Source organism: Streptomyces sp. OZ13, from assembly GCF_052068155.1.
Lineage (GTDB): Bacteria > Actinomycetota > Actinomycetes > Streptomycetales > Streptomycetaceae > Streptomyces.
Genome location: NZ_JBQHCZ010000003.1, coordinates 498734 through 518807, shown reverse-complemented (window position 1 = coordinate 518807; position 20074 = coordinate 498734). Strand labels below are relative to the sequence as shown.

The window sequence follows — 20074 nt, the reverse complement described above, 5'->3', positions numbered from 1 at the left end:
GTGCCGCTACTTCGCGACACGCACCTCGTTGCGCACGTCGGAAGCGAGCTTCGCCGCCTCGTCGAGCGTGGTGCCCTTCGCGCCCTGGACCGGCTCGACGACGCCGAGGGTGCTGTAGTCGGACCACAGGCACATGTAGGTCTTCTGGGTCATGCCCGTCTTCTGGTTCTTGCTCTCGGCCTCCTGGCACTTCATCAAAGCGCCGTCCAGGCCGTCGGGGTTCACCTCCTGCGGGTCCCCGATCATCTTGGTCTCCGTGTCCTTCGTGTTCTTGCTGAACTCGGCGAAGGCCGCGTCGAGGACCTTCGCCGGGTCCTCGATCTTGCCGTAGAAGCCGATGAAGACCAGGTTCTGCGCCTTGGAGACCTTCTCAAGTGCCGTGGGGTCGCTCGGGTCGAGCTTCGTCAGGTCGATCGTCGAGTAGGTCGAACCGATGGACATGGCATCGGTCACCCCGCTCGCGGCGAGCATCTTCGAGGAGTCCTCGTCGGCCGGCTTCGGCTCCGGATCCTTCTTGTCGGCGCGCATGTACTTGCCGCCGATGATGGTCTTCGGCGCCGTCAGCTTGTGCGGGCCGTCGTCCTCGAGGCCGCCACCGCCGCCGCCGAAGACGAAGTACCCGCCCACGCCCAGCGCGGCCACCAGCACCGCCGCGCCGATGATGAGACCGGTCTTCTTGCCGCCACCGCCCTGGGCCGGCGGCGGGGGCGGATAGCCGCCCGGCTGCTGCGCGCCGTACTGGGGCTGCTGGCCGTAAGGGCCGGGCTGACCGGGCTGTCCGGGCTGCTGCGGGTATCCGTAAGGCTGCTGCGGCGGCACACCCTGCGGGGCCTGCTGCGGGTACCCGTAACCGGGCTGCGGGGCCTGCGGCTGCTGGCCGTAAGGGCCGGGCTGGCCCTGCGGCTGGCCGTAAGGCCCCGGCTGGCCGTACGGTCCGGGCTGCTGCGGCTGCTGCCCGCCGTACGGGCCCGGCTGGTTGTAGCTCATTACGGGTTTTCCCCTCGTGATGTCTGTGTGTCCCGAACATCCTGGCCCAAGCCCCGGCCCGATGGGGCCCCGGGGGGCACACCGTTACCGAAGCATCGAGTTTCGGAACGGCTCCATGACACCTCTAAACTGGCCCCGTGACCGAGAAGACTCAGCAGCAGACAGCGCCCACTCCCGAACTGCCGACCCAGTACGCGCCGGCCGAGGTCGAGGGGGCGTTGTACGAGCGCTGGGTAGAACGCGGGTACTTCGAGGCGGACGCGCAGAGCGACAAGCCGCCGTTCACGGTCGTCATCCCGCCGCCCAACGTCACCGGAAGCCTCCACCTGGGCCACGCCTTCGAGCACACGCTGATCGACGCGCTCACCCGCCGCAAGCGGATGCAGGGTTACGAGACGCTGTGGCAGCCCGGCATGGACCACGCCGGCATCGCCACGCAGAACGTCGTCGAGCGTGAGCTCGCCAAGGAGGGCAAGTCCCGCCACGACCTCGGCCGTGAGGCGTTCATCGAGCGGGTCTGGCAGTGGAAGGGCGAGTCCGGCGGGCAGATCTCCGGCCAGATGCGCCGCCTCGGCGACGGTGTCGCCTGGTCCCGCGAGCGGTTCACGATGGACGAGGGTCTGTCCCAGGCCGTCCAGACCATCTTCAAGAGGCTCTACGACGACGAGCTGATCTACCGCGCCGAGCGCATCATCAACTGGTGCCCGCGCTGTCTGACCGCCATCTCCGACATCGAGGTCGAGTACCAGGACGACGACGGCGAGCTCGTCTCCATGAAGTACGGCGACGGCGACGACACCATCGTCGTCGCGACGACGCGCGCGGAGACGATGCTCGGTGACACGGCCGTCGCCGTCCACCCCGACGACGAGCGCTACAAGCACCTCATCGGCAAGCAGATCAAGCTGCCGCTGACGGACCGTTCGATCCCGGTCGTCGCGGACACGCACGTCGACCCCGAGTTCGGCACCGGCGCCGTCAAGGTGACGCCCGCCCATGACCCGAACGACTTCGAGATCGGGCAGCGGCACAACCTGCCCTCCCTCGCGGTCATGGACGAGCGCGCCGTCATCACCGCTCACGGCCCGTTCGAGGGTCTCGACCGCCTCGAGGCACGGTCGGCGATCGTCGGCGCCCTGCGCGCCGAGGGCCGGATCGTCGCCGAGAAGCGCCCGTACGTCCACTCCGTCGGCCACTGCTCGCGCTGCAAGACGACCATCGAGCCGCGGCTGTCCATGCAGTGGTGGGTCAAGGTCGGCCCGCTGGCCAAGGCGGCCGGTGACGCCGTCCGCGACGGCCGGGTCAAGATCCACCCGCAGGAGATGGAGAAGCGCTACTTCGACTGGGTCGACAACCTGCACGACTGGTGCATCTCGCGCCAGTTGTGGTGGGGCCACCGCATCCCCGTCTGGTACGGCCCGAACGGCGAGATCGTCTGCGTCGGCCCCGACGAGCAACCGCCGAGCGGCGACGGCTGGACCCAGGAGACCGACGTCCTCGACACCTGGTTCTCTTCGGGTCTGTGGCCCTTCTCCACGCTGGGGTGGCCGGAGCAGACCGAGAGCCTCGCGAAGTTCTATCCGAACTCCGTCCTGGTCACGGGCTACGACATCCTCTTCTTCTGGGTCGCCCGGATGATGATGTTCGGCCTCTACGCGATGGACGGCACGCCGCCGTTCCACACCATCGCCCTGCACGGCATGGTCCGGGACCAGTTCGGCAAGAAGATGTCGAAGTCCTTCGGCAACGCGGTCAACCCGCTGGACTGGATGGACAAGTACGGCTCCGACGCGCTGCGCTTCACGCTCGCCCGGGGCGCCAACCCGGGTGTCGACGTCCCGATCGGCGAGGACTGGGTCCAGGGCTCCCGGAACTTCGCCAACAAGATCTGGAACGCCACCCGCTTCGCGCTGATGAACGGCGCCACCGTCGAGGGCCCGCTGCCGGCACCCGAGGAGATGTCCTCCACGGACCGGTGGATCCTGTCGCGGCTGAACAAGACCGTCGCCGAGGTGGACGCGTACTACGAGGACTACCAGTTCGCGAAGCTGTCGGAGACCCTCTTCCACTTCGCCTGGGACGAGGTCTTCGACTGGTACGTCGAGCTGTCCAAGACGACGTTCTTCGCGGGCGGCGAGCCGGCCAAGGTCTCGGCCCGGGTCCTTGGCGAGGTCCTCGACGTCATGCTGCGGCTGCTCCACCCGGTGGTCCCGTTCGTCACGGAGACGCTGTGGACCGCGCTGACCGGCAAGGAGTCGCTCGTCATCGCCGACTGGCCGGCCGACAGCGCCTTCCGCGACGAGGCCGCCGAGCGGGAGATCGAGCTCGTCCAGCGGGTCGTCACCGAGGTCCGCCGGTTCCGCAGCGACCAGGGACTGCAGCCCGGCCAGAAGGTCCCCGCCAGGCTCACCCTCGACGGCACGGCGCTCGCCCCGCACGAGGCCGCGATCCGTCAGCTGCTGCGCCTCCAGCCGGAGGGCGAGGGCTTCCACGCCACCGCGTCGCTGCCCGTCGCCGGTGCCACCGTCGCGCTCGACCTGTCGGGCACGATCGACGTCGAGGCGGAGCGCAAGCGGCTGACGAAGGACCTGGGCGCGGCGGAGAAGGAGGTCGCCCAGGCGACCGCCAAGCTCGGCAACGAGGCGTTCCTCGCCAAGGCTCCGGACAACGTGGTCGACAAGATCCGCACCCGGCTCGCCAAGGCCGAGGAGGACATCGCGCGGATCAACACCCAGCTCGCCAACCTGCCGGCGAGCTGAGCCGCGGGAACGCGATACGGCCGAGGCCCCGGGGACGCCCCCGGGGCCTCGGCCGTATCCGTCGGCGCTCCTCCGTAGACTGGACCCGTGAGTGAGCAGCCCGACGCCTTCGACGAGTCCGACGCCTTCGACGAGATCGTCGACGCAGAGACCGACCGCGACCCCGACCTGGCGGTGATCGAGGCCGGCAGCCGCACCCTGCGCGCACAGGCCGGATCGCCGCAGGCCGACCAGGTGCCGTCCCGCCCGGCGGATCCGGAGGTGGACAGGGCGCTGCGCGAGGTCGAGGCGGATCTCGCCACGCGCTGGGGCGAGACGAAGCTGGAGCCCTCCGTCGCCCGTATCGAGGCGCTGATGGACGTGCTGGGAGAGCCGCAGCGGGCCTATCCCTCCGTCCACATCACGGGGACGAACGGCAAGACGTCCACGGCCCGGATGATCGAGGCCCTGTTCTCCGCCTTCGACCTGCGCACCGGCCGCTACACCTCGCCGCACGTGCAGTCGATCACCGAGCGGATCAGCCTGGACGGCGCTCCCATCGACGCCGAGCGCTTCATCGAGACGTACAACGACATCAAGCCCTACGTCGAGATGGTCGACGCGCGCCAGGAGTACCGGCTGTCGTTCTTCGAGGTGCTCACGGGCATGGCGTACGCGGCCTTCGCCGACGCCCCCGTGGACGTGGCCGTCGTCGAGGTCGGCATGGGCGGCAGCTGGGACGCGACCAACGTGATCGACGGCTCGGTCGCCGTCGTCACCCCCATCGACCTGGACCACACCGACCGGCTCGGCACCACTCCCGCCGAGATCGCCGCGGAGAAGGCCGGGATCATCAAGCAGGGCGCGACCGTCATCCTGGCGCAGCAGCCGGTGGACGCCGCCCAGGTGATGCTGAAGCGGGCGGTCGAGGCGGACGCGACCGTCGCCCGCGAGGGCATGGAGTTCGGCGTCGTCTCGCGCGAGGTCGCGGTCGGCGGACAGCTGCTGACCCTGCGCGGCCTGGGCGGCGAGTACGAGCAGATCTTCTTGCCCCTCTACGGCGCGCACCAGGCGCACAACGCGGCGGTGGCGCTCGCGGCGGTCGAGGCGTTCTTCGGCGTCGGCGCGGGTGACGCGCGCACGCTGGACGCCGACACGATCCGCAGGGCATTCGCCACCGTGGCCTCGCCCGGCCGGCTGGAGGTCGTGCGCCGCAGCCCCACCGTCGTGCTGGACGCCGCGCACAACCCGGCGGGCGCGCGGGCGGCGGCGGCAGCCGTCACCGAGTCGTTCGGCTTCTCCCGGCTGATCGGTGTGGTGGGCGCGAGCGACGACAAGGACGTCCGGGGCTTCCTGGAGGCCTTCGAGCCGATCTTCCACGAGATCGTCGTGACGCAGAACTCCAGCCACCGTGCGATGAACGCGGACGCGCTCGCCGCTGTCGCCGTGGAGGTCTTCGGTGACGAGCGCGTGGTCGTGGAGCCGCGGCTCGACGACGCGCTGGAGGCGGCGATCACGCTCGCCGAGGAGGAGTCGGAGTTCGCCGGCGCCGGCGTGCTGGTGACCGGTTCCGTGATCACGGTCGGCGAGGCCCGGCTGCTGCTGGGGAGGGGCTGACATCGTGCGTACGCTCTGTGCGTCGACCCTGATCGGCGAGTTCTTCGTGATCGGCTTCGCCGGACTCGTGGCCATGAAGTCGGACGACGTCTCGATGGCGGCGGTCTGGACGGTCTGCGGCGTAGCGATGCTGCTGTCGCTGCTGCTGTGCGGCATGATCACCCGCCCCGGCGGGACCCAGCTCGGCTGGGCGCTGCAGATCGCGCTGATCGCCGGCGGTTTCGTCGTTCCGGCGATGTTCTTCCTCGGAGTCCTCTTCGGCGGCCTGTGGTGGGCCTCCATCCACTACGGCCGCAAGATCGACGAGGCGAAGGCCCGGTGGGCCGCGCAGTCGGCGGAGGCTGACGCCGGGTAGCCGGCCGAGGCCCTTGGCGCCGGGGATACGGGGCGGGTGCCGCCCCCGGCGTCACACCCGGTAATCTCGGCCCGACCGCACACATCCAGGCCTGCAAGGAGCCGCACACCATGACTCAGCGCACCCTCGTCCTTCTCAAGCCGGACGCCGTCCGTCGCGGACTCGTGGGCGAGGTCATCGGCCGCATCGAACGCAAGGCCGACTGGAAGATCACCGCGCTGGAGCTGCGCACGCTCGACCGGTCCACCCTGGAGCAGCACTACGCCGAGCACGTCGGCCGGCCCTTCTACGAGCCGCTGGTGGAGTTCATGCTGTCCGGCCCGGTGGTCGTCATGGCCGTCGAGGGTGAGCGCGTGATCGACGGCGTACGCCAACTGGCGGGTCCGACCGACCCGATCGCCGCCGCTCCTGGGTCCATTCGGGGTGACTTCGGCACGATCGTCCGGGAGAATCTGATCCACGCCTCGGACTCCGAGGAGTCCGCCGTCCGGGAACTGAAACTGTTCTTCCAAGAAGGCTGAGGCCTGCCCCTTTCCAGGCCTTTTCTGACAGCACGTCAGCCATACAGCGCTGTTGTCCTGGGGCGACCGATGGAATTTCGGTCGCCCTTCGGCATACGCAAGGGCATTGCGGGAACGCATCGCTCCGACGCATCGTCACCATAAACAAGAGGTGGACCACCGCGCGGTGTCCGTGCAGGCGGCACTACGATGTAAGCCTCCACGCCACAGCACTCACCTCGCCATCCTGAAAAGCCATCAACGCTCGATTTGGGAAGGCCAGACGCATCCTCATGGGGAACAACATGTCGTTCATCGGCCGTGACATGGCTGTCGACCTCGGGACCGCCAACACGCTGGTGTACGTCAGAGGCCGGGGGATCGTTCTCAACGAGCCGTCCGTCGTCGCCATCAACACCAACACGGGCGGCATTCTCGCGGTCGGCGCCGAGGCGAAGAAGATGATCGGCCGGACGCCGGGCAACATTGTTGCCGTCCGGCCGCTGAAGGACGGCGTCATCGCCGACTTCGAGATCACCGAGCGGATGCTCCGCTACTTCATCCTCAAGATCCACAAGCGCCGTTATCTCGCCCGGCCCCGCGTCGTCGTCTGTGTGCCTTCCGGTATCACGGGTGTCGAGCGCCGCGCGGTCATCGAGGCGTCGACCCAGGCGGGCGCCCGACAGGTGCACATCATCGAGGAGCCCATGGCCGCGGCCATCGGCTCCGGCCTCCCGGTCCATGAGGCCACCGGCAACATGGTGGTCGACATCGGTGGTGGCACCACAGAGGTCGCCGTGATCTCGCTGGGAGGAATCGTCACGGCACAGTCCATCCGGGTCGCCGGCGACGAACTCGACAACGCGATCATCCAGCACATCAAGAAGGAGTACTCCCTCCTCCTCGGTGAGCGGACCGCGGAGAACATCAAGATCACCATCGGTTCCGCGTACGAGATGGAGACGGAGGAGCACACGGAGATCCGCGGCCGCGACCTGGTCTCCGGTCTGCCCAAGACCGTCGTCATCTCCGCCGCCGAGGTCCGCAAGGCCATCGAGGAACCGGTCAACGCGATCGTCGACGCCGTGAAGACCACCCTCGACAAGTGCCCGCCCGAGCTCTCCGGCGACGTCATGGACCGCGGCATCGTCCTCACCGGCGGCGGCGCCCTCCTGCGCGGCCTCGACGAGCGGCTCCGCCGGGAGACGGGCATGCCGATCCACATCGCGGAGAACCCCCTGGACTCGGTGGCGCTCGGGTCCGGCAAGTGCGTCGAGGAGTTCGAGGCGCTCCAGCAGGTGCTGGACGCCCAGCCGCGTCGTTAGACGGTCGGACAATACGCCGTACGGGGGCTGTGAGGCCCCCACATGGGGTCCTCCCCGCCCCTGACACGGGGGAAGGATCGTTGCTCTACCGACACGACCATTCCTACGAGGAAGGCACGGCCGCCGCACGTGAGGGACACAAAGGAGAGCCGGCTGCTCCTGGCATTGCTGATCGCCATCGCGTTCGCTCTGATCACGGTGGACATCCGCGGCGGTGAGGAGTCACCGGTCGACGGTGCACGGCAGGCCGCGGCGTCGGTCTTCGGGCCCGTGGAGAACGGCGTCGCGGCCGCCGTCGATCCCATCGGCAACGCGATCGGAGCGGTCCGGGAGTCCGGTGACCGTCACGACCGCATCAGGCAGCTCCAGTTGGAGAACGCCGAGCTGAAGCAGCGGCTCGGCAGCGACGAGCGCAACAACAGCCGGCTCCGCCAGCTCGACGGCATGATCCGAACGGCTGCCGCCGGCCAGTACGGCATCAAGGGCGCCGAGGTCATCGCCATAGGAGCGGCCCAGGGCTTCTCCTGGACGGTGACCATCGACATCGGCTCCGAGGACGGCATCACGCGCGACATGACCGTCATCAACAGCGAGGGACTCGTCGGCCGGGTCACGACCGTCGGCCCGCGCACCTCGACCGTGCTGCTCGCCAGCGACCCGGACTTCACCGTCGGCACCCGGATGGAGAAGACCGACGAGCTCGGCTTCGCCACCGGACAGGGCGACCGGCCGCTGCTGGTCCAGCTCCTCAACGGCAAGTCCAAGGTGAAGAAGGGCGACCGGCTGGTCACCTTCGGCTCCCAGGGCAGCAAGCCGTTCGTGCCCGGCGTGCCGGTCGGCGAGATCATCCGGGTGGACCCCGCCCGGGGCGACCTCACCCGCAACGTCTACGTGCGCCCCTATGTCGGCTTCAGCAGGCTCGACATCGTCGGCGTCGTCGTCCAGGCGCCGCGGACCGATCCCCGCGACACCGTGCTGCCCCCGAAGCCCGCCGGCCCCAGGCCGACGCCGACCGTCACGGTCACCGTCACTCCCGGCGCGACCCCGCCGGAGGGCGAGGCGCCGGTCCAGGACGACGGCCAGGTCCAGGGCGACGGGCCCGACCCCGGCGCATCCGGTGACGCCACAGGCCAGAACGACGACCAGTAGGAGCTGATCCGTCATGCGTGTCAACCGGATGCTGCTCTCCACGACGCTGGTCGTGGTCGCCCTCGTCATCCAGGTCTCCGTCCTCGCGCGGCTCCAGCTGCCCGGAGCGGTGCCCGACCTCGTACTGCTCGTCGTCCTCGGACTCGCCATGGTCTACGGCCACATGGCCGGGGCGTTCATCGGCTTCGGCGCCGGCCTGCTCGCGGACCTCGCCCCGCCCGCCGACCACGCGGCCGGCCGCTACGCGCTCGTCCTCTGCGTCATCGGCTACCTCGCCGGACTGGTCCGCCCGGAGAACGGCAAACCACTGCGGTCCGCCAGCGGGCCGATGGCCGTCGTCGTCGCGGCGGCGATCGGTTCGACGCTGCTGTACGCCCTCGTCGGCGCCCTCGTCGGCGACACCGCCGCCCGCCATGTCGGCCTGGGCAGCCTGCTGTTCACCGCCGCGGTGTACGACCTGCTCCTCGCGCCGTTCACCGTGCCGCTGATCATGTGGCTCGCCAGACGCAGCGAGAACGATCCGCTCGCCGAGAGCCAGAGCGCCGGCGGCGCCGACGTGGCCGCGGGCTGGCTCGCCTCCGGCACCGGACTGCGCATCGGCGACCAGCGCGGCGGACTGCGGCTCAAGGCGGCGAAGACCCGGGCCGCACGGGCCGGACGCATCAAGGGAGTCAAGCGACTGTGATCGAGGGGGCAGCAGCGTGAGCAACATTCCGGAGACCGGCCGGACCCCCCGGGTCCAGATCCGTCTCGTCATCATCCAGGTACTCGTCTTCTCCCTTCTCCTCACCCTCGGCGGCCGGCTCTGGTACCTCCAGATCCGCAACGGCGACGAATACGCCGACGAGGCCAGCGGCAACCACGTCCAGCGGGTCGTCACACCCGCCGTGCGCGGCTCGATCCTCGACGCCCGCGGTGTACCGCTCGCCGACAACGAGACCCGGCTCGTGGTCTCCGCGTCCCGCACCGATCTGCTGAAGATGAAGGACGACGGCGAGGCCGTCCTCACCCGGCTCGCCGGCGTCCTCGGCATGAAGCCGAAGGAGGTCATGGACAAGGTCCGCCTCTGCGACTCCAAGACACCGCAGCCCTGCTGGAACGGCTCCCCGTACCAGCCGATCCCGGTCACCGACGAAGCCACCACCCAGCAGGCGCTGCAGATCCGCGAACGCTCCGAGGACTTCCCCGGCATCACCGCCGAGCCCACCGCCGTACGCCGCTACACGGCCCCCGCCAAGGCCCGGACCGCGCAGGTGCTCGGCTATCTGTCGCCCGTCACCGACGAGGAGATCCAGAAGGCCAAGGACAGCGACTCGCCCTACCTGCGCTCCGACCAGGTCGGCCGATCCGGCCTCGAGCGCACCTACGACAAGGAACTGCGCGGCAAGGCCGGCGTCACGTCGTACGAGGTCGACAAGCTCGGCCGGGTCATGGGCGAGGCCGAGGCGGACCCGGGCGTGCCCGGCTCCCACCTCGTCACCAGCATCGACGCCCGCGTCCAGGCCGTCGCCGAGTACGAACTACACCAGGCTATGAAGACCGTCCGGGGAGAGACCGACAAGATCACCGGCCGCCCGTACGAGGCCGACGCGGGCGCCGTCGTGGTCATGGAGGCCAAGACCGGACGGGTCGTCGCCATGGCCTCCCAGCCCGACTACGACCCCAACGCCTGGGTCGGCGGCATCTCCGCCAAGGACTACGCCAAGCTCACCGGCAAGAACTCGAACTACCCGCTGCTCAACCGGGCCACCCAGGGCCAGGCACCCGCCGGCTCCGTCTTCAAGGTGGTCTCGGCGAGCGCGGCCGTGCGGGCCGGCTACGCCTTCGACGACCTCTACAACTGCAGCAGCTCCTACAGCATGGGCAACCGCAGCTTCGCCAACTTCGAGTCCCAGGGACACGGTCCCATCACCCTCGGAGACGCCCTCAAGTACTCCTGCAACACCGTCTTCTACCGGCTCGGCCACCAGGAATGGCAGCGCGACGGCGGCCTCAAGCCCAAGAAGGGCGCCCACGACTGGTTCTACCGGACCGCCCATGACTTCGGATTCGGGTCCGAGACCGGCATCGACCTCCCGAACGAGGTCAAGGGCCGCATCCCCGACCGCCACTGGAAGCAGGCCTTCTGGGCGGCCAACAAGGACTCCTGGTGCAAGCAGGGCAAGAAGGGCGGCTCCTACGTCGAGCAGATCGCCTATGAGAGCTGCCTCGAAGGCAACCAGCTGAAGGCCTTCGACAGCATCAACTTCGCCATCGGCCAGGGCGACGTACTCATCACCCCCGTCCAGTTGGCCACCGCCTACGCCGCCATCAGCAACGGCGGGACCCTCTACAACCCCACCGTCGGCAAGGCCGTCATCAGCCCCGACGGCAAGAAGATCGAAGAGATCAAGCCCAAGTCCCACGGCAAGCTGCCGGTGAACGCCGAAACCATCAAGGACCTCGACAAGGGCCTGCGCTCCGTCGTCGAGCCCGGCGGCACCGCCGCCTGGAGGTTCGGCGGCTGGCCCCAGGACAAGATCCCGATGAGGGCCAAGACCGGCACCGCGCAGGTCTACGGCAAGCAGACCACCTCGTGGTTCGCCACCTACACCGACGACTACACGATCGTCATGACGATCTCCCAGGGTGGTACGGGCTCCGGCGCTTCCGGTCCCGCCGTACGCAACATCTACGACGCGATGTACGGCCTGGACAAGGAAGGCAACCAGGACCTCAAGCGGGCCCTGCTGCCCAAGCCGCAGCAGACCCTGCCCAAGATCTCCCCGGACGGCTCGATCGACGCCCCCGAGGTCAAGCCCTACGTTCCTCCGAAGCCGCAGGACGCCCAACCAGTGCTCGCGGGAACACCCGCATCGCGGAGGGACTGAGACATGACAGGCGCAGGCGGCTTCTCCGTCCCGGGATACGGCCCGGAGCGCGGCGGGGTCTGGACCAGGCTCACCGCCCGTGACTCCGTGGTGCGCAGGCTCGACTGGCCGATGCTGCTCTCCGCGATCACGCTCTCGCTGGTCGGCGCGCTCCTCGTGTGGTCCGCCACGCGTGGGCGCACCGAACTCAACCAGGGCGACCCGTACTACTTCCTCGTCCGGCACCTGCTCAACACCGGCATCGGCTTCGTACTGATGGTCGGCACCATCTGGCTCGGCCACCGCACCCTGCGCGGCGCCGTCCCGTTCCTCTACGGGCTCTCCGTCGTGCTCGTGCTGCTCGTCCTCACCCCACTGGGCGCCACCATCAACGGCGCGCACGCCTGGATCCAGCTCGGCGGCGGCTTCTCCCTCCAGCCCTCCGAGTTCGTGAAGATCACGATCATCCTCGGGATGGCGATGATGCTCGCGGCCCGCGTCGACGCCGGGGACCAGGTGCACCCCGACCACCGCACCGTCGCCAAGTCGCTCGGACTCGCAGTCCTGCCGATGATCATCGTCATGCTGATGCCCGACCTAGGCTCGGTCATGGTCATGGTCGTCATCGTCCTCGGCGTGCTGCTCGCCTCCGGCGCGTCCAACCGCTGGGTCTTCGGCCTCATCGGCGCCGGAGCGGCAGGCGCGATCGCCGTCACGGCGCTCGGACTGCTCGACGAATACCAGATCAACCGCTTCGCCGCCTTCGCCAACCCCGAGCTCGACCCGGCCGGCGTCGGCTACAACACCAACCAGGCGCGCATCGCGATCGGTTCCGGCGGGCTGTACGGCGAAGGACTCTTCAACGGCCACCAGACCAGCGGCCAGTTCGTGCCCGAACAGCAGACCGACTTCATCTTCACCGTCGCCGGCGAGGAACTCGGCTTCCTCGGCGCCGGACTGATCCTCGTGCTGCTCGGCATCGTGCTGTGGCGCGCCTGCCGGATCGCCCGCGAGACGACCGAGCTCTACGGGACGATCGTGGCCGCCGGGATAATCGCCTGGTTCGCCTTCCAGTCCTTCGAGAACATCGGCATGGCGATGGGCATCATGCCGGTCGCCGGCCTGCCGCTGCCGTTCGTGTCGTACGGAGGCACGTCGATGTTCGCGGTGTGGATCGCGATCGGGCTGCTGCAGTCGATCAGGGTGCAACGCCCCATAAGCGCGTAGCCCTTGAGCGGGCGGCACACCCGACCCGGGGGCGCGGCGCCCCCGGGTCCCTGCGGGCCGTCCGGGGCCGGCTCGGTGCGGCCGGGCCAAGCTTTGTCAGGGTGCGCCCCGGCCCGGCGGGGGTGGCCGGTACGGGGCCGTGTCGCCCCTGCGGGGCGTCGCCGTCGGCCGGGTGGGTGGTGCGTTCGGGCGTGGCCCGACTTCGTTGCGCGTCGTCCTGCGGGAGGGCCTGGTCTCGTTGCGTTGCCCCTTGCGGGGCGGGGCGTTCGGGTGGTGGGTGCCGCCCTTGCGGGTGTGGCCCGGCTTCGTTGCGCGTCGCCCTGCGGGGCGTGGCCCCGGTGCGGTGCGTTGCCCCGTGCGGGGCGTGGCTGCGCGGGTGGGTGGTGCGGGTGTCGGGGCCTCCGGAGGGGAGTGTCCGGAATGGCTGTCCTCACCGCGCTTCGCGCTAGTTGCGACGCTTTACTTCCGGACACCCCCCTCCTCCGACCCCGCCCCCCTCACGTCCGGTGCCGCCCGTACCGGCCGGTGGTCGCTCCATGCGGGATGGTGGTCAGGCCTCTGGGCGGGGCGGCTCGGTGCGGGGGCTGCGGTCCCGCCTCGGGCGGCAGCTCCGGTCGGGTCGGGCGGCGAGTGGTTCGGGCCCCTGGGCCGGGCCGGTGTCCGGTCCGTCGGTGGGCGGCCGGGCGGCGGCAGCTCGGGTCGGGTCGGGCTTCGAGTGGTGCGGGCCCCGGGCCGGGCCGGTGCCCGGTGCGTCGGCGGGCGGCAGGGGCCGTAGCGCGGCGCGAAGCTGCCGCTCGGGGGTGTGGGGGGCGGCAGCCCAACAAAACCTTTTCCCCCTCCCTGGCAGAGGACTGGGGCGCCAGCCCCCACGGGGTCCGGGGCTTGCCCCGGTTTCGGGGAAGGGGCGGGGTGGGGAAAGGCTCCCGCGCAGCGGTATGGACGCCGCATGGGCTGTTCGAGGGCGCCGGGGCGGCAGACCCACACAAGCCCCCTCGGGGGAGGGGCGCCGGGGCGTCAGGCCCATGGGGTCCGGGGCTGGCCCCCGGTTCGGGAAGGGGCCGGGGGGGAGGGGCCGCGCAGCGGCGGCGGCCCGCGCACGGGTGCGGGGCATCAGATCCCCTCCGGGGGAGGGGCGGCCCCGGTCCGGGGCAGGGGGTCCGGGGGTCGAGCCCCGGGTCGCGGAAAGGCGCGTGGGCCTGCCCGACCGGCGGTCGCGCGACTAGATTCGATGGCATGGCGGACACCAAGCGCGAGATCGAGCGGAAGTACGAAGCCACCCCCGACACCCTGTTGCCCGACCTGACGGAAGTGGCCCGTGTGGCCGGCGTCGTGGGGAAGGGCGTGGCCGAGCTGGATGCCGTCTACTACGACACCGCCGATCTGAGGCTGGCCGCCTCGTTCGTCACCCTGCGGCGCAGAACCGGAGGCGCCGACGCGGGGTGGCATCTCAAGCTGCCCGTCGCGCCCGGAGTACGGGACGAGATCGCCGCGCCCCTCTCCGGCGGGGTGCCCGACGAGCTGGCCGGCCTCGTGCGGGCGTACGCGCGGGGCGGGGAGCTCGTCCCCGTGGTGCGGCTGCTGTCCTCGCGGGACGTACAGCACCTCGTGGACGCCGACGGCGCCCTCCTCGCCGAGCTCAGCCGCGACGCCGTCGTCGCGGAGCGGCTCCACGGGGGCGAGGGGACGGCTCAGTGGGACGAGATCGAGGTGGAGCTCGCCGACGGCGGAGACCCCGCGTTCCTGGACGCCGTGGACAAGAAGCTCAGGAAAGCCGGCGTCCGTACGGCCGTCGCGCCGTCCAAGCTGGCCAGGGCGCTGACGGAGACCGGGGCGGGTCCGGCAGAGCGTCAGGGGCGGGGAAAAGCACGGACGGCGGGCGATCACGTTCTCGCCTATCTGGAGAAGGAGGTCGCCGCGGTCGTCGCCCACGACCCCGGGGTGCGCCGCGACCTGCCGGACGCCGTGCATCAGATGCGGGTCGCCACCCGGCGGCTGCGCAGCGCCCTGAGGAGCTACCGGAAAGTCGTCGACCGCGATGTCACAGGGCCCCTGATCGACGAGCTCAAGTGGCTCGCCGGGGAGCTGGGCGTCGCCCGTGACCAGGAGGTGCTCGCGGAGCGGCTGGCCGAGCGGGTCGACGACGTGCCCGTGACGCTGCTCCTCGGCCCGGTGGACGCACGGCTGGCCGCGTGGGCCGTGGCCGGCGCCGCCGACGCGCGGAAGACGGTGACCGCCGCGCTCGACAGCGACCGCTATCTCGCCCTGCTCGACGCGCTGGACGCGCTGTGCGCCCGCCCGCCGCTGCTGAAGGCGGCCGCGGGAGCGCCGGAGGACGTACTCCCCAAGGCCGTACTGAAGGAGTACGACCGGCTGGCCGCCCGTATGGACAGGGCCCTGTCGCTGCCGGAGGGGGAGGAGCGGGACCACGCCATGCACGACGCACGCAAGGCGGCCAAACGCGCGCGGTACGCGGCCGAGGTCGCGAGGCCCGCGCTCGGGAAGCCCGCGAAGCGGTTCGGGAAGCGCATGAAGGCCGTGCAGACCGTGCTCGGCGACCACCAGGACAGCGTCGTCGCGCGGGAGGCGCTGCGCGAGCTCGCGGTCCGGGCGCACGCGGCAGGGGAGACAGCCTTCGTCTGGGGACTGCTGTACGGCCGGGAGGAGGCCCGCGCCGAGGCGCGGGAGGCCGAGCTGCCCGGGGTGTGGGAGGAGGCGTCGGCCCCCCGGATCCGGGCGGCGCTCGGCCGCTGAGCGTGCGGGTACGCTTGAGAGTCGCCCCCTTGCCAGCCCACGAAGGTTTCCATGTCTGCCGAGTCGGTCTTCCCACAGCTCGAAGCGCTGCTCCCGCATGTGCAGAAGCCCATCCAGTACGTCGGCGGTGAGCTGAACTCCACCGTCAAGCCCTGGGAGTCCTGCGACGTCCGCTGGGCGCTCATGTACCCGGACGCCTACGAGGTCGGTCTGCCCAACCAGGGCGTCATGATCCTCTACGAGGTGCTGAACGAGCGCGAGGGCGTGCTGGCCGAGCGCACGTACAGCGTCTGGCCGGACCTCGAGGAGCTGATGCGTGAGCACAAGGTCCCGCAGTTCACGGTGGACAGTCACCGGCCCGTCGGCGCGTTCGACGTCTTCGGGCTGAGCTTCTCCACGGAGCTCGGTTACACCAACATGCTCACGGCCCTGGACCTCGCGGGCATCCCGCTGGAGTCCAAGGACCGCACGGTCGACCACCCGATCGTGCTGGCCGGCGGGCACGCGGCGTTCAACCCCGAGCCGATCGCGGACTTCATCGACTGCGCGGTCATCGGCGACGGCGAGCAGGCCGTCCTCGACATGACGGAGATCATCCGCGCCTGGAAGGCCGAGGGCCGCCCGGGCGGGCGCGAGGAGGTCCTGTTCCGTCTCGCGAAGACCGGCAACGTGTACGTGCCGCGCTTCTACGACGTCGAGTACCTGCCGGACGCCCGCATCGGCCGTGTGGTCCCCAACAGGTCGGGTGTGCCGTGGCGGGTGTCCAAGCACACCGTCATGGACCTCGACGAGTGGCCCTACCCGAAGCAGCCGCTGGTCCCGCTCGCCGAGACCGTCCACGAGCGGATGTCCGTCGAGATCTTCCGCGGCTGCACCCGCGGCTGCCGCTTCTGCCAGGCCGGCATGATCACGCGCCCCGTGCGGGAGCGAAGCATCACCGGCATCGGCGACATGGTCGAGAAGGGTCTCAAGGCGACCGGCTTCGAAGAGGTCGGCCTGCTGTCGCTGTCCTCCGCGGACCACAGCGAGATCGGCGACATCGCCAAGGGCCTCGCGGACCGGTACGAAGAGGACAAGATCGGCCTCTCGCTGCCGTCGACCCGCGTCGACGCGTTCAACGTCGACCTCGCCAACGAGCTGACCAGGAACGGCCGCAGGTCCGGTCTGACCTTCGCCCCCGAGGGCGGCTCCGAGCGCATGCGCAAGGTCATCAACAAGATGGTCTCGGAGGAGGACCTGATCCGTACGGTCTCCACCGCGTACGGCAACGGCTGGCGTCAGGTGAAGCTGTACTTCATGTGCGGTCTGCCGACGGAGACCGACGAGGACGTGCTCCAGATCGGCGACATGGCGGTCAAGGTCATCGCCGAGGGCCGCAAGGTCTCCGGGCAGAACGACATCCGCTGCACGGTGTCCATCGGCGGATTCGTGCCCAAGCCGCACACGCCGTTCCAGTGGGCGCCGCAGCTGAGCGCGGAGGAGACCGACGCGCGTCTGGAGAAGCTCCGCGACAAGATCCGCGGCGACAAGAAGTACGGCCGCTCGATCGGCTTCCGCTACCACGACGGCAAGCCCGGCATCGTCGAGGGCCTGCTCTCGCGCGGTGACCGCCGTGTCGGCGCGGTCATCCGCGCCGTGTACGAGGACGGCGGCCGCTTCGACGGCTGGCGCGAGCACTTCTCGTACGACCGCTGGATGGCGTGCGCCGAGAAGACGCTGCCCGACTTCGGCGTCGACGTCGACTGGTACACCACCCGTGAGCGCACGTACGAGGAGGTCCTGCCCTGGGACCACCTCGACTCCGGTCTCGACAAGGACTGGCTCTGGGAGGACTGGCAGGACGCCCTCGACGAGACCGAGGTCGAGGACTGCCGCTGGACGCCGTGCTTCGACTGCGGAGTGTGCCCGCAGATGGACACGCACATCCAGATCGGTCCGACGGGCAAGAAGCTGCTCCCGCTGACCGTCGTCAAGTAACACAGCTCGGGGGACGGCCCGGCCGCGGGGAAACCCGTGGCCGGGCCTTCTTCCTTTTCACGACAGTGGGGCGATGCCGCAGCTCATCGCCCCGCGGGTGCGGGTCCACGCCTCGCTGCTCCCTGCGGCCCCGACGGCAGGGGCACGCCACCGCGATGCTGGGCGGGTCCCTGGCCCGGGAACGGCGGCTCGGACTCGATGCCGGGCTGCTCACCTGCGCCCACGACAACGTCGGTTCGCGCGAGGTCATCGATGCGAACGGCGGCCTGTTCGAGGACCGGCGGGGGGAAAAGCGCAGGTACTGGATCCGAACGGGCCCGTGATGCGTCATCTCTGACATGGACTTGGAAAAGCCGCCGCACACCACCGCGCCGCCGCGCCACGGCGCCCACCAGGCGCCGAAGGACTACGAGCCGGGCGACGGCTGCCTCGCCCAGGTCGTGCGGATACCGGTGCGTGTCGTCGTGGTGCTCGTCGTCGTCCCGGTGCGCATGGTGTGGGACGTCCTCGTGCTCTGCGGCCGGGCCGTCGAGCGGGTGCTGCTGAGGCCGCTCGGGCGGGCGCTGTCCTGGATCTTCGAGAAGGTGATCACCCCCGTGGCGCGCGCCCTGGGGTGGGTGGCCACCGTCATCCTCAAGGCGTTGTTCTACTGGCCGTGGGTGGCGCTGTGGCGGTACGTGGTCGTGCCGGTGGTGACGTACGGGCTGGTGGTGCCCGTGGTGTGGGTGTACCGCCAGCTGCTGACCCCGCTCGGCCACGGCATCGCCTGGCTCGTGGAGCACCTGCTCCTCGCCCCGGCGCGGTGGATGAACCGCACGCTCCTCACCCCGCTCGGCCGCGGGATCGCGGCCGTGGTGACCTGGCTCGGCAAGGCGTTGTTCTACTGGCCGTGGGTGGCGCTGTGGCGGTACGTGGTCGTGCCGGTGGTGACGTACGGGCTGGTGGTGCCCGTGGTGTGGGTGTACCGGCAGCTGCTGACCCCGCTCGGCCACGGCATCGCCTGGCTCCTGCGCGCCCTCGGCCGGGGCTTCGCATGGCTGGTGCGGACGCTGCTCGTCCTCCCCGTTGTGTGGCTGTACCGGTACGTCCTCGCCCCCGTCGGCCGTGAGATCGCGGCGGCGGTCGCCGTGGCCTGGCGGATCGCCGGCTACGTCTCGCGTGCGGTCGGCCGCGCACTGAAGTGGCTCGCGTGGAACCTCGTCGGCCGCCCTGCGAGCTGGTTCTACCGCGGCGTGTGCACGCCCGTCGGACACTTCGTGCGCGATGCCGTGTGGCGCCCGGCAGCAAGGGCCGCCGTGCATGCGGGCCGTGCGACCGGGGCGGCGCTCGCGTCGGCGCGCGAAACCGTACGTCAGGCACGGCGCGACGCCTGGCGTGCTTTGATCGGCACCCCCCGCGAGCCGCGGTCCGTGGTGGGTACGGCGGGTCAGGCGCGTAACCTGGGTGGCAGACAACAAACACAGACTGTTCCCGGCGTGGCGGCCGAACCCGAGATCTCCCTGCACAAGCAGGGGTGAACCGGTCGGCCCCCGGGGAGCACCCCGCACCTTGAGGGCGGCGCGCCACCCGCGCCCGCTCCACACCGAGGAGAAGAACCACTGGGCAAGCGACAGCCCGAAGGCCCGCCGCCCGCACCTGCGGTGCAGCGCATCCGACTGCGCTACACCAAGCGCGGCCGCCTCCGGTTCACCAGCCACCGTGACTTCCAGCGTGCGTTCGAGCGGGCACTGCGGCGTGCCGAGGTGCCCATGGCGTACTCGGCCGGCTTCACCCCGCACCCGAAGGTGTCGTACGCCAATGCCGCACCCACCGGCACGGGCAGCGAGGCCGAGTTCCTGGAGATCGCCCTCACCGACCACCGCGACCCGGACAAGCTGCGCGAGCTGCTGGACGAGTCGCTGCCGGACGGGCTGGACATCATCGACGCCGTCGAGGCCCGCACCTCGGGCCTCGCGGACCGGCTCACCGCCTCCGTGTGGGAGCTGCGCCTGGACGGAGTCGAGCCCCGGGACGCGGAAAGCGCCGTGGCCGCCTTCCTCGCCGCAGAGACCGTCGAGGTCCGGCGGAAGACGAAGAGCGGCATGCGCACCTTCGACGCCCGAGGCGCCGTCGCGGCACTCGAGGCGTCCGATAGGACCGGGGACACGCCCTGTGCGATACTGCGCCTGGTTGTTCGGCACGTGACACCTGCCGTGCGACCCGACGACGTCCTGTCCGGTCTCCGAGCTGTGGCCGACCTGGCGCCGCCGGTCCCCGCAGCGGTGACCAGGCTGGCGCAGGGGCTCTTCGACGAGGAGTCCGGCACGGTGACCGACCCGCTCGCGCCCGACCGCGAGGCAGCTCCGGCCGCTCCACCCATGGCCGCCGGGACCGCCTCTGCGACGGCGCCGGAAGGTCCCGCCGCGTAAGGACGGTCGTCGTAGCGCGGCTCTTGCACTCGGGAGCCACCTGGGTCGGGCCGCGCGCTGACACACAAGACTTTCGCCAGGCCGTACGTACATCGCGTACGGAACCGGCGAGCCAGACATCAGCTCCCGTGCGGCGCCCGCGCCCCGGACGGCGGCACCGCGCACATCACGCGGGCCGCGGCCGGACCGGA

15 protein-coding genes are annotated in these 20074 nt (G+C 70.4%); 14 read left to right on the top strand and 1 reads right to left on the bottom strand.

Annotated features, from left to right (window positions below):
- Positions 1 to 6: 6 nt before the first annotated feature.
- Entirely contained in the window at positions 7 to 987 is a 981-nt protein-coding gene (locus tag ACTMTU_RS09370; RefSeq protein WP_441263004.1) for a hypothetical protein, read from the bottom strand.
- Positions 988 to 1124: 137 nt separating this feature from the next.
- On the opposite strand from ACTMTU_RS09370, the gene ACTMTU_RS09365 reads away from it, so the two are divergent.
- The 14 genes from ACTMTU_RS09365 to ACTMTU_RS09300 all read left to right on the top strand — a co-directional run bounded on the left by ACTMTU_RS09365 (position 1125) and on the right by ACTMTU_RS09300 (position 19883).
- On the top strand, positions 1125 to 3746 hold the full coding sequence (locus ACTMTU_RS09365) for a valine--tRNA ligase (RefSeq protein WP_441263003.1): 2622 nt from the start codon (positions 1125 to 1127) through the stop codon (positions 3744 to 3746).
- A gap of 87 nt (positions 3747 to 3833) precedes the next feature.
- Positions 3834 to 5342, top strand: a complete 1509-nt coding sequence (gene folC / locus ACTMTU_RS09360) for a bifunctional tetrahydrofolate synthase/dihydrofolate synthase (RefSeq protein WP_441263002.1) — start codon at positions 3834 to 3836, stop codon at positions 5340 to 5342.
- Between the two features lie 4 nt (positions 5343 to 5346).
- Complete coding sequence (locus ACTMTU_RS09355) at positions 5347 to 5697, top strand: DUF4233 domain-containing protein (RefSeq protein WP_441263001.1); 351 nt, start codon at positions 5347 to 5349, stop codon at positions 5695 to 5697.
- 110 nt (positions 5698 to 5807) lie between these two features.
- Positions 5808 to 6218 (top strand): nucleoside-diphosphate kinase, encoded by a 411-nt coding sequence (gene ndk, locus ACTMTU_RS09350; RefSeq protein ID WP_441263000.1) that lies wholly within the window; start codon positions 5808 to 5810, stop codon positions 6216 to 6218.
- A gap of 284 nt (positions 6219 to 6502) precedes the next feature.
- Positions 6503 to 7522, top strand: coding sequence for a rod shape-determining protein (locus ACTMTU_RS09345; RefSeq protein ID WP_364588898.1), 1020 nt, complete (start codon positions 6503 to 6505; stop codon positions 7520 to 7522).
- 129 nt (positions 7523 to 7651) lie between these two features.
- The gene (gene mreC, locus ACTMTU_RS09340; protein WP_441262999.1) at positions 7652 to 8671 is read left to right on the top strand and encodes a rod shape-determining protein MreC; all 1020 of its coding nucleotides are present in this window, start codon (positions 7652 to 7654) and stop codon (positions 8669 to 8671) included.
- Between the two features lie 13 nt (positions 8672 to 8684).
- Complete coding sequence (gene mreD / locus ACTMTU_RS09335) at positions 8685 to 9356, top strand: rod shape-determining protein MreD (RefSeq protein WP_441262998.1); 672 nt, start codon at positions 8685 to 8687, stop codon at positions 9354 to 9356.
- Positions 9357 to 9372: 16 nt separating this feature from the next.
- The gene (mrdA, locus tag ACTMTU_RS09330; protein WP_441262997.1) at positions 9373 to 11541 is read left to right on the top strand and encodes a penicillin-binding protein 2; all 2169 of its coding nucleotides are present in this window, start codon (positions 9373 to 9375) and stop codon (positions 11539 to 11541) included.
- Between the two features lie 3 nt (positions 11542 to 11544).
- Positions 11545 to 12747 carry a rod shape-determining protein RodA gene (rodA, locus tag ACTMTU_RS09325; protein ID WP_441262996.1) on the top strand — a complete coding sequence of 401 codons (1203 nt, stop codon included), beginning with the start codon at positions 11545 to 11547 and terminating at the stop codon, positions 12745 to 12747.
- A gap of 1233 nt (positions 12748 to 13980) precedes the next feature.
- Complete coding sequence (locus tag ACTMTU_RS09320; protein WP_441262995.1) at positions 13981 to 15498, top strand: CYTH and CHAD domain-containing protein; 1518 nt, start codon at positions 13981 to 13983, stop codon at positions 15496 to 15498.
- 51 nt (positions 15499 to 15549) lie between these two features.
- Positions 15550 to 17475, top strand: a complete 1926-nt coding sequence (locus ACTMTU_RS09315; protein WP_441262994.1) for a TIGR03960 family B12-binding radical SAM protein — start codon at positions 15550 to 15552, stop codon at positions 17473 to 17475.
- A 155-nt stretch (positions 17476 to 17630) separates the two neighbouring features.
- Complete coding sequence (locus ACTMTU_RS09310) at positions 17631 to 17798, top strand: hypothetical protein (protein ID WP_441262993.1); 168 nt, start codon at positions 17631 to 17633, stop codon at positions 17796 to 17798.
- A 21-nt stretch (positions 17799 to 17819) separates the two neighbouring features.
- Positions 17820 to 18992, top strand: a complete 1173-nt coding sequence (locus ACTMTU_RS09305; RefSeq protein ID WP_441263170.1) for a hypothetical protein — start codon at positions 17820 to 17822, stop codon at positions 18990 to 18992.
- Positions 18993 to 19115: 123 nt separating this feature from the next.
- Positions 19116 to 19883, top strand: a complete 768-nt coding sequence (locus ACTMTU_RS09300; RefSeq protein ID WP_441262992.1) for a TIGR03936 family radical SAM-associated protein — start codon at positions 19116 to 19118, stop codon at positions 19881 to 19883.
- The last annotated feature ends 191 nt before the right edge of the window (positions 19884 to 20074 follow it).

What these genes read in the sequence shown, in the direction of transcription:
- ACTMTU_RS09315 (WP_441262994.1), top strand. Translation starts at nt 15,550, where the DNA reads ATGTCTGCCGAGTCGGTCTTCCCACAGCTCGAAGCGCTGCTCCCGCAT.
- ACTMTU_RS09370 (WP_441263004.1), bottom strand. Translation starts at nt 987, where the DNA reads ATGAGCTACAACCAGCCGGGCCCGTACGGCGGGCAGCAGCCGCAGCAG.
- ACTMTU_RS09310 (WP_441262993.1), top strand. Translation starts at nt 17,631, where the DNA reads ATGCTGGGCGGGTCCCTGGCCCGGGAACGGCGGCTCGGACTCGATGCC.
- rodA (WP_441262996.1), top strand. Translation starts at nt 11,545, where the DNA reads ATGACAGGCGCAGGCGGCTTCTCCGTCCCGGGATACGGCCCGGAGCGC.
- ACTMTU_RS09320 (WP_441262995.1), top strand. Translation starts at nt 13,981, where the DNA reads ATGGCGGACACCAAGCGCGAGATCGAGCGGAAGTACGAAGCCACCCCC.
- ACTMTU_RS09345 (WP_364588898.1), top strand. Translation starts at nt 6,503, where the DNA reads ATGTCGTTCATCGGCCGTGACATGGCTGTCGACCTCGGGACCGCCAAC.
- mreD (WP_441262998.1), top strand. Translation starts at nt 8,685, where the DNA reads ATGCGTGTCAACCGGATGCTGCTCTCCACGACGCTGGTCGTGGTCGCC.
- ndk (WP_441263000.1), top strand. Translation starts at nt 5,808, where the DNA reads ATGACTCAGCGCACCCTCGTCCTTCTCAAGCCGGACGCCGTCCGTCGC.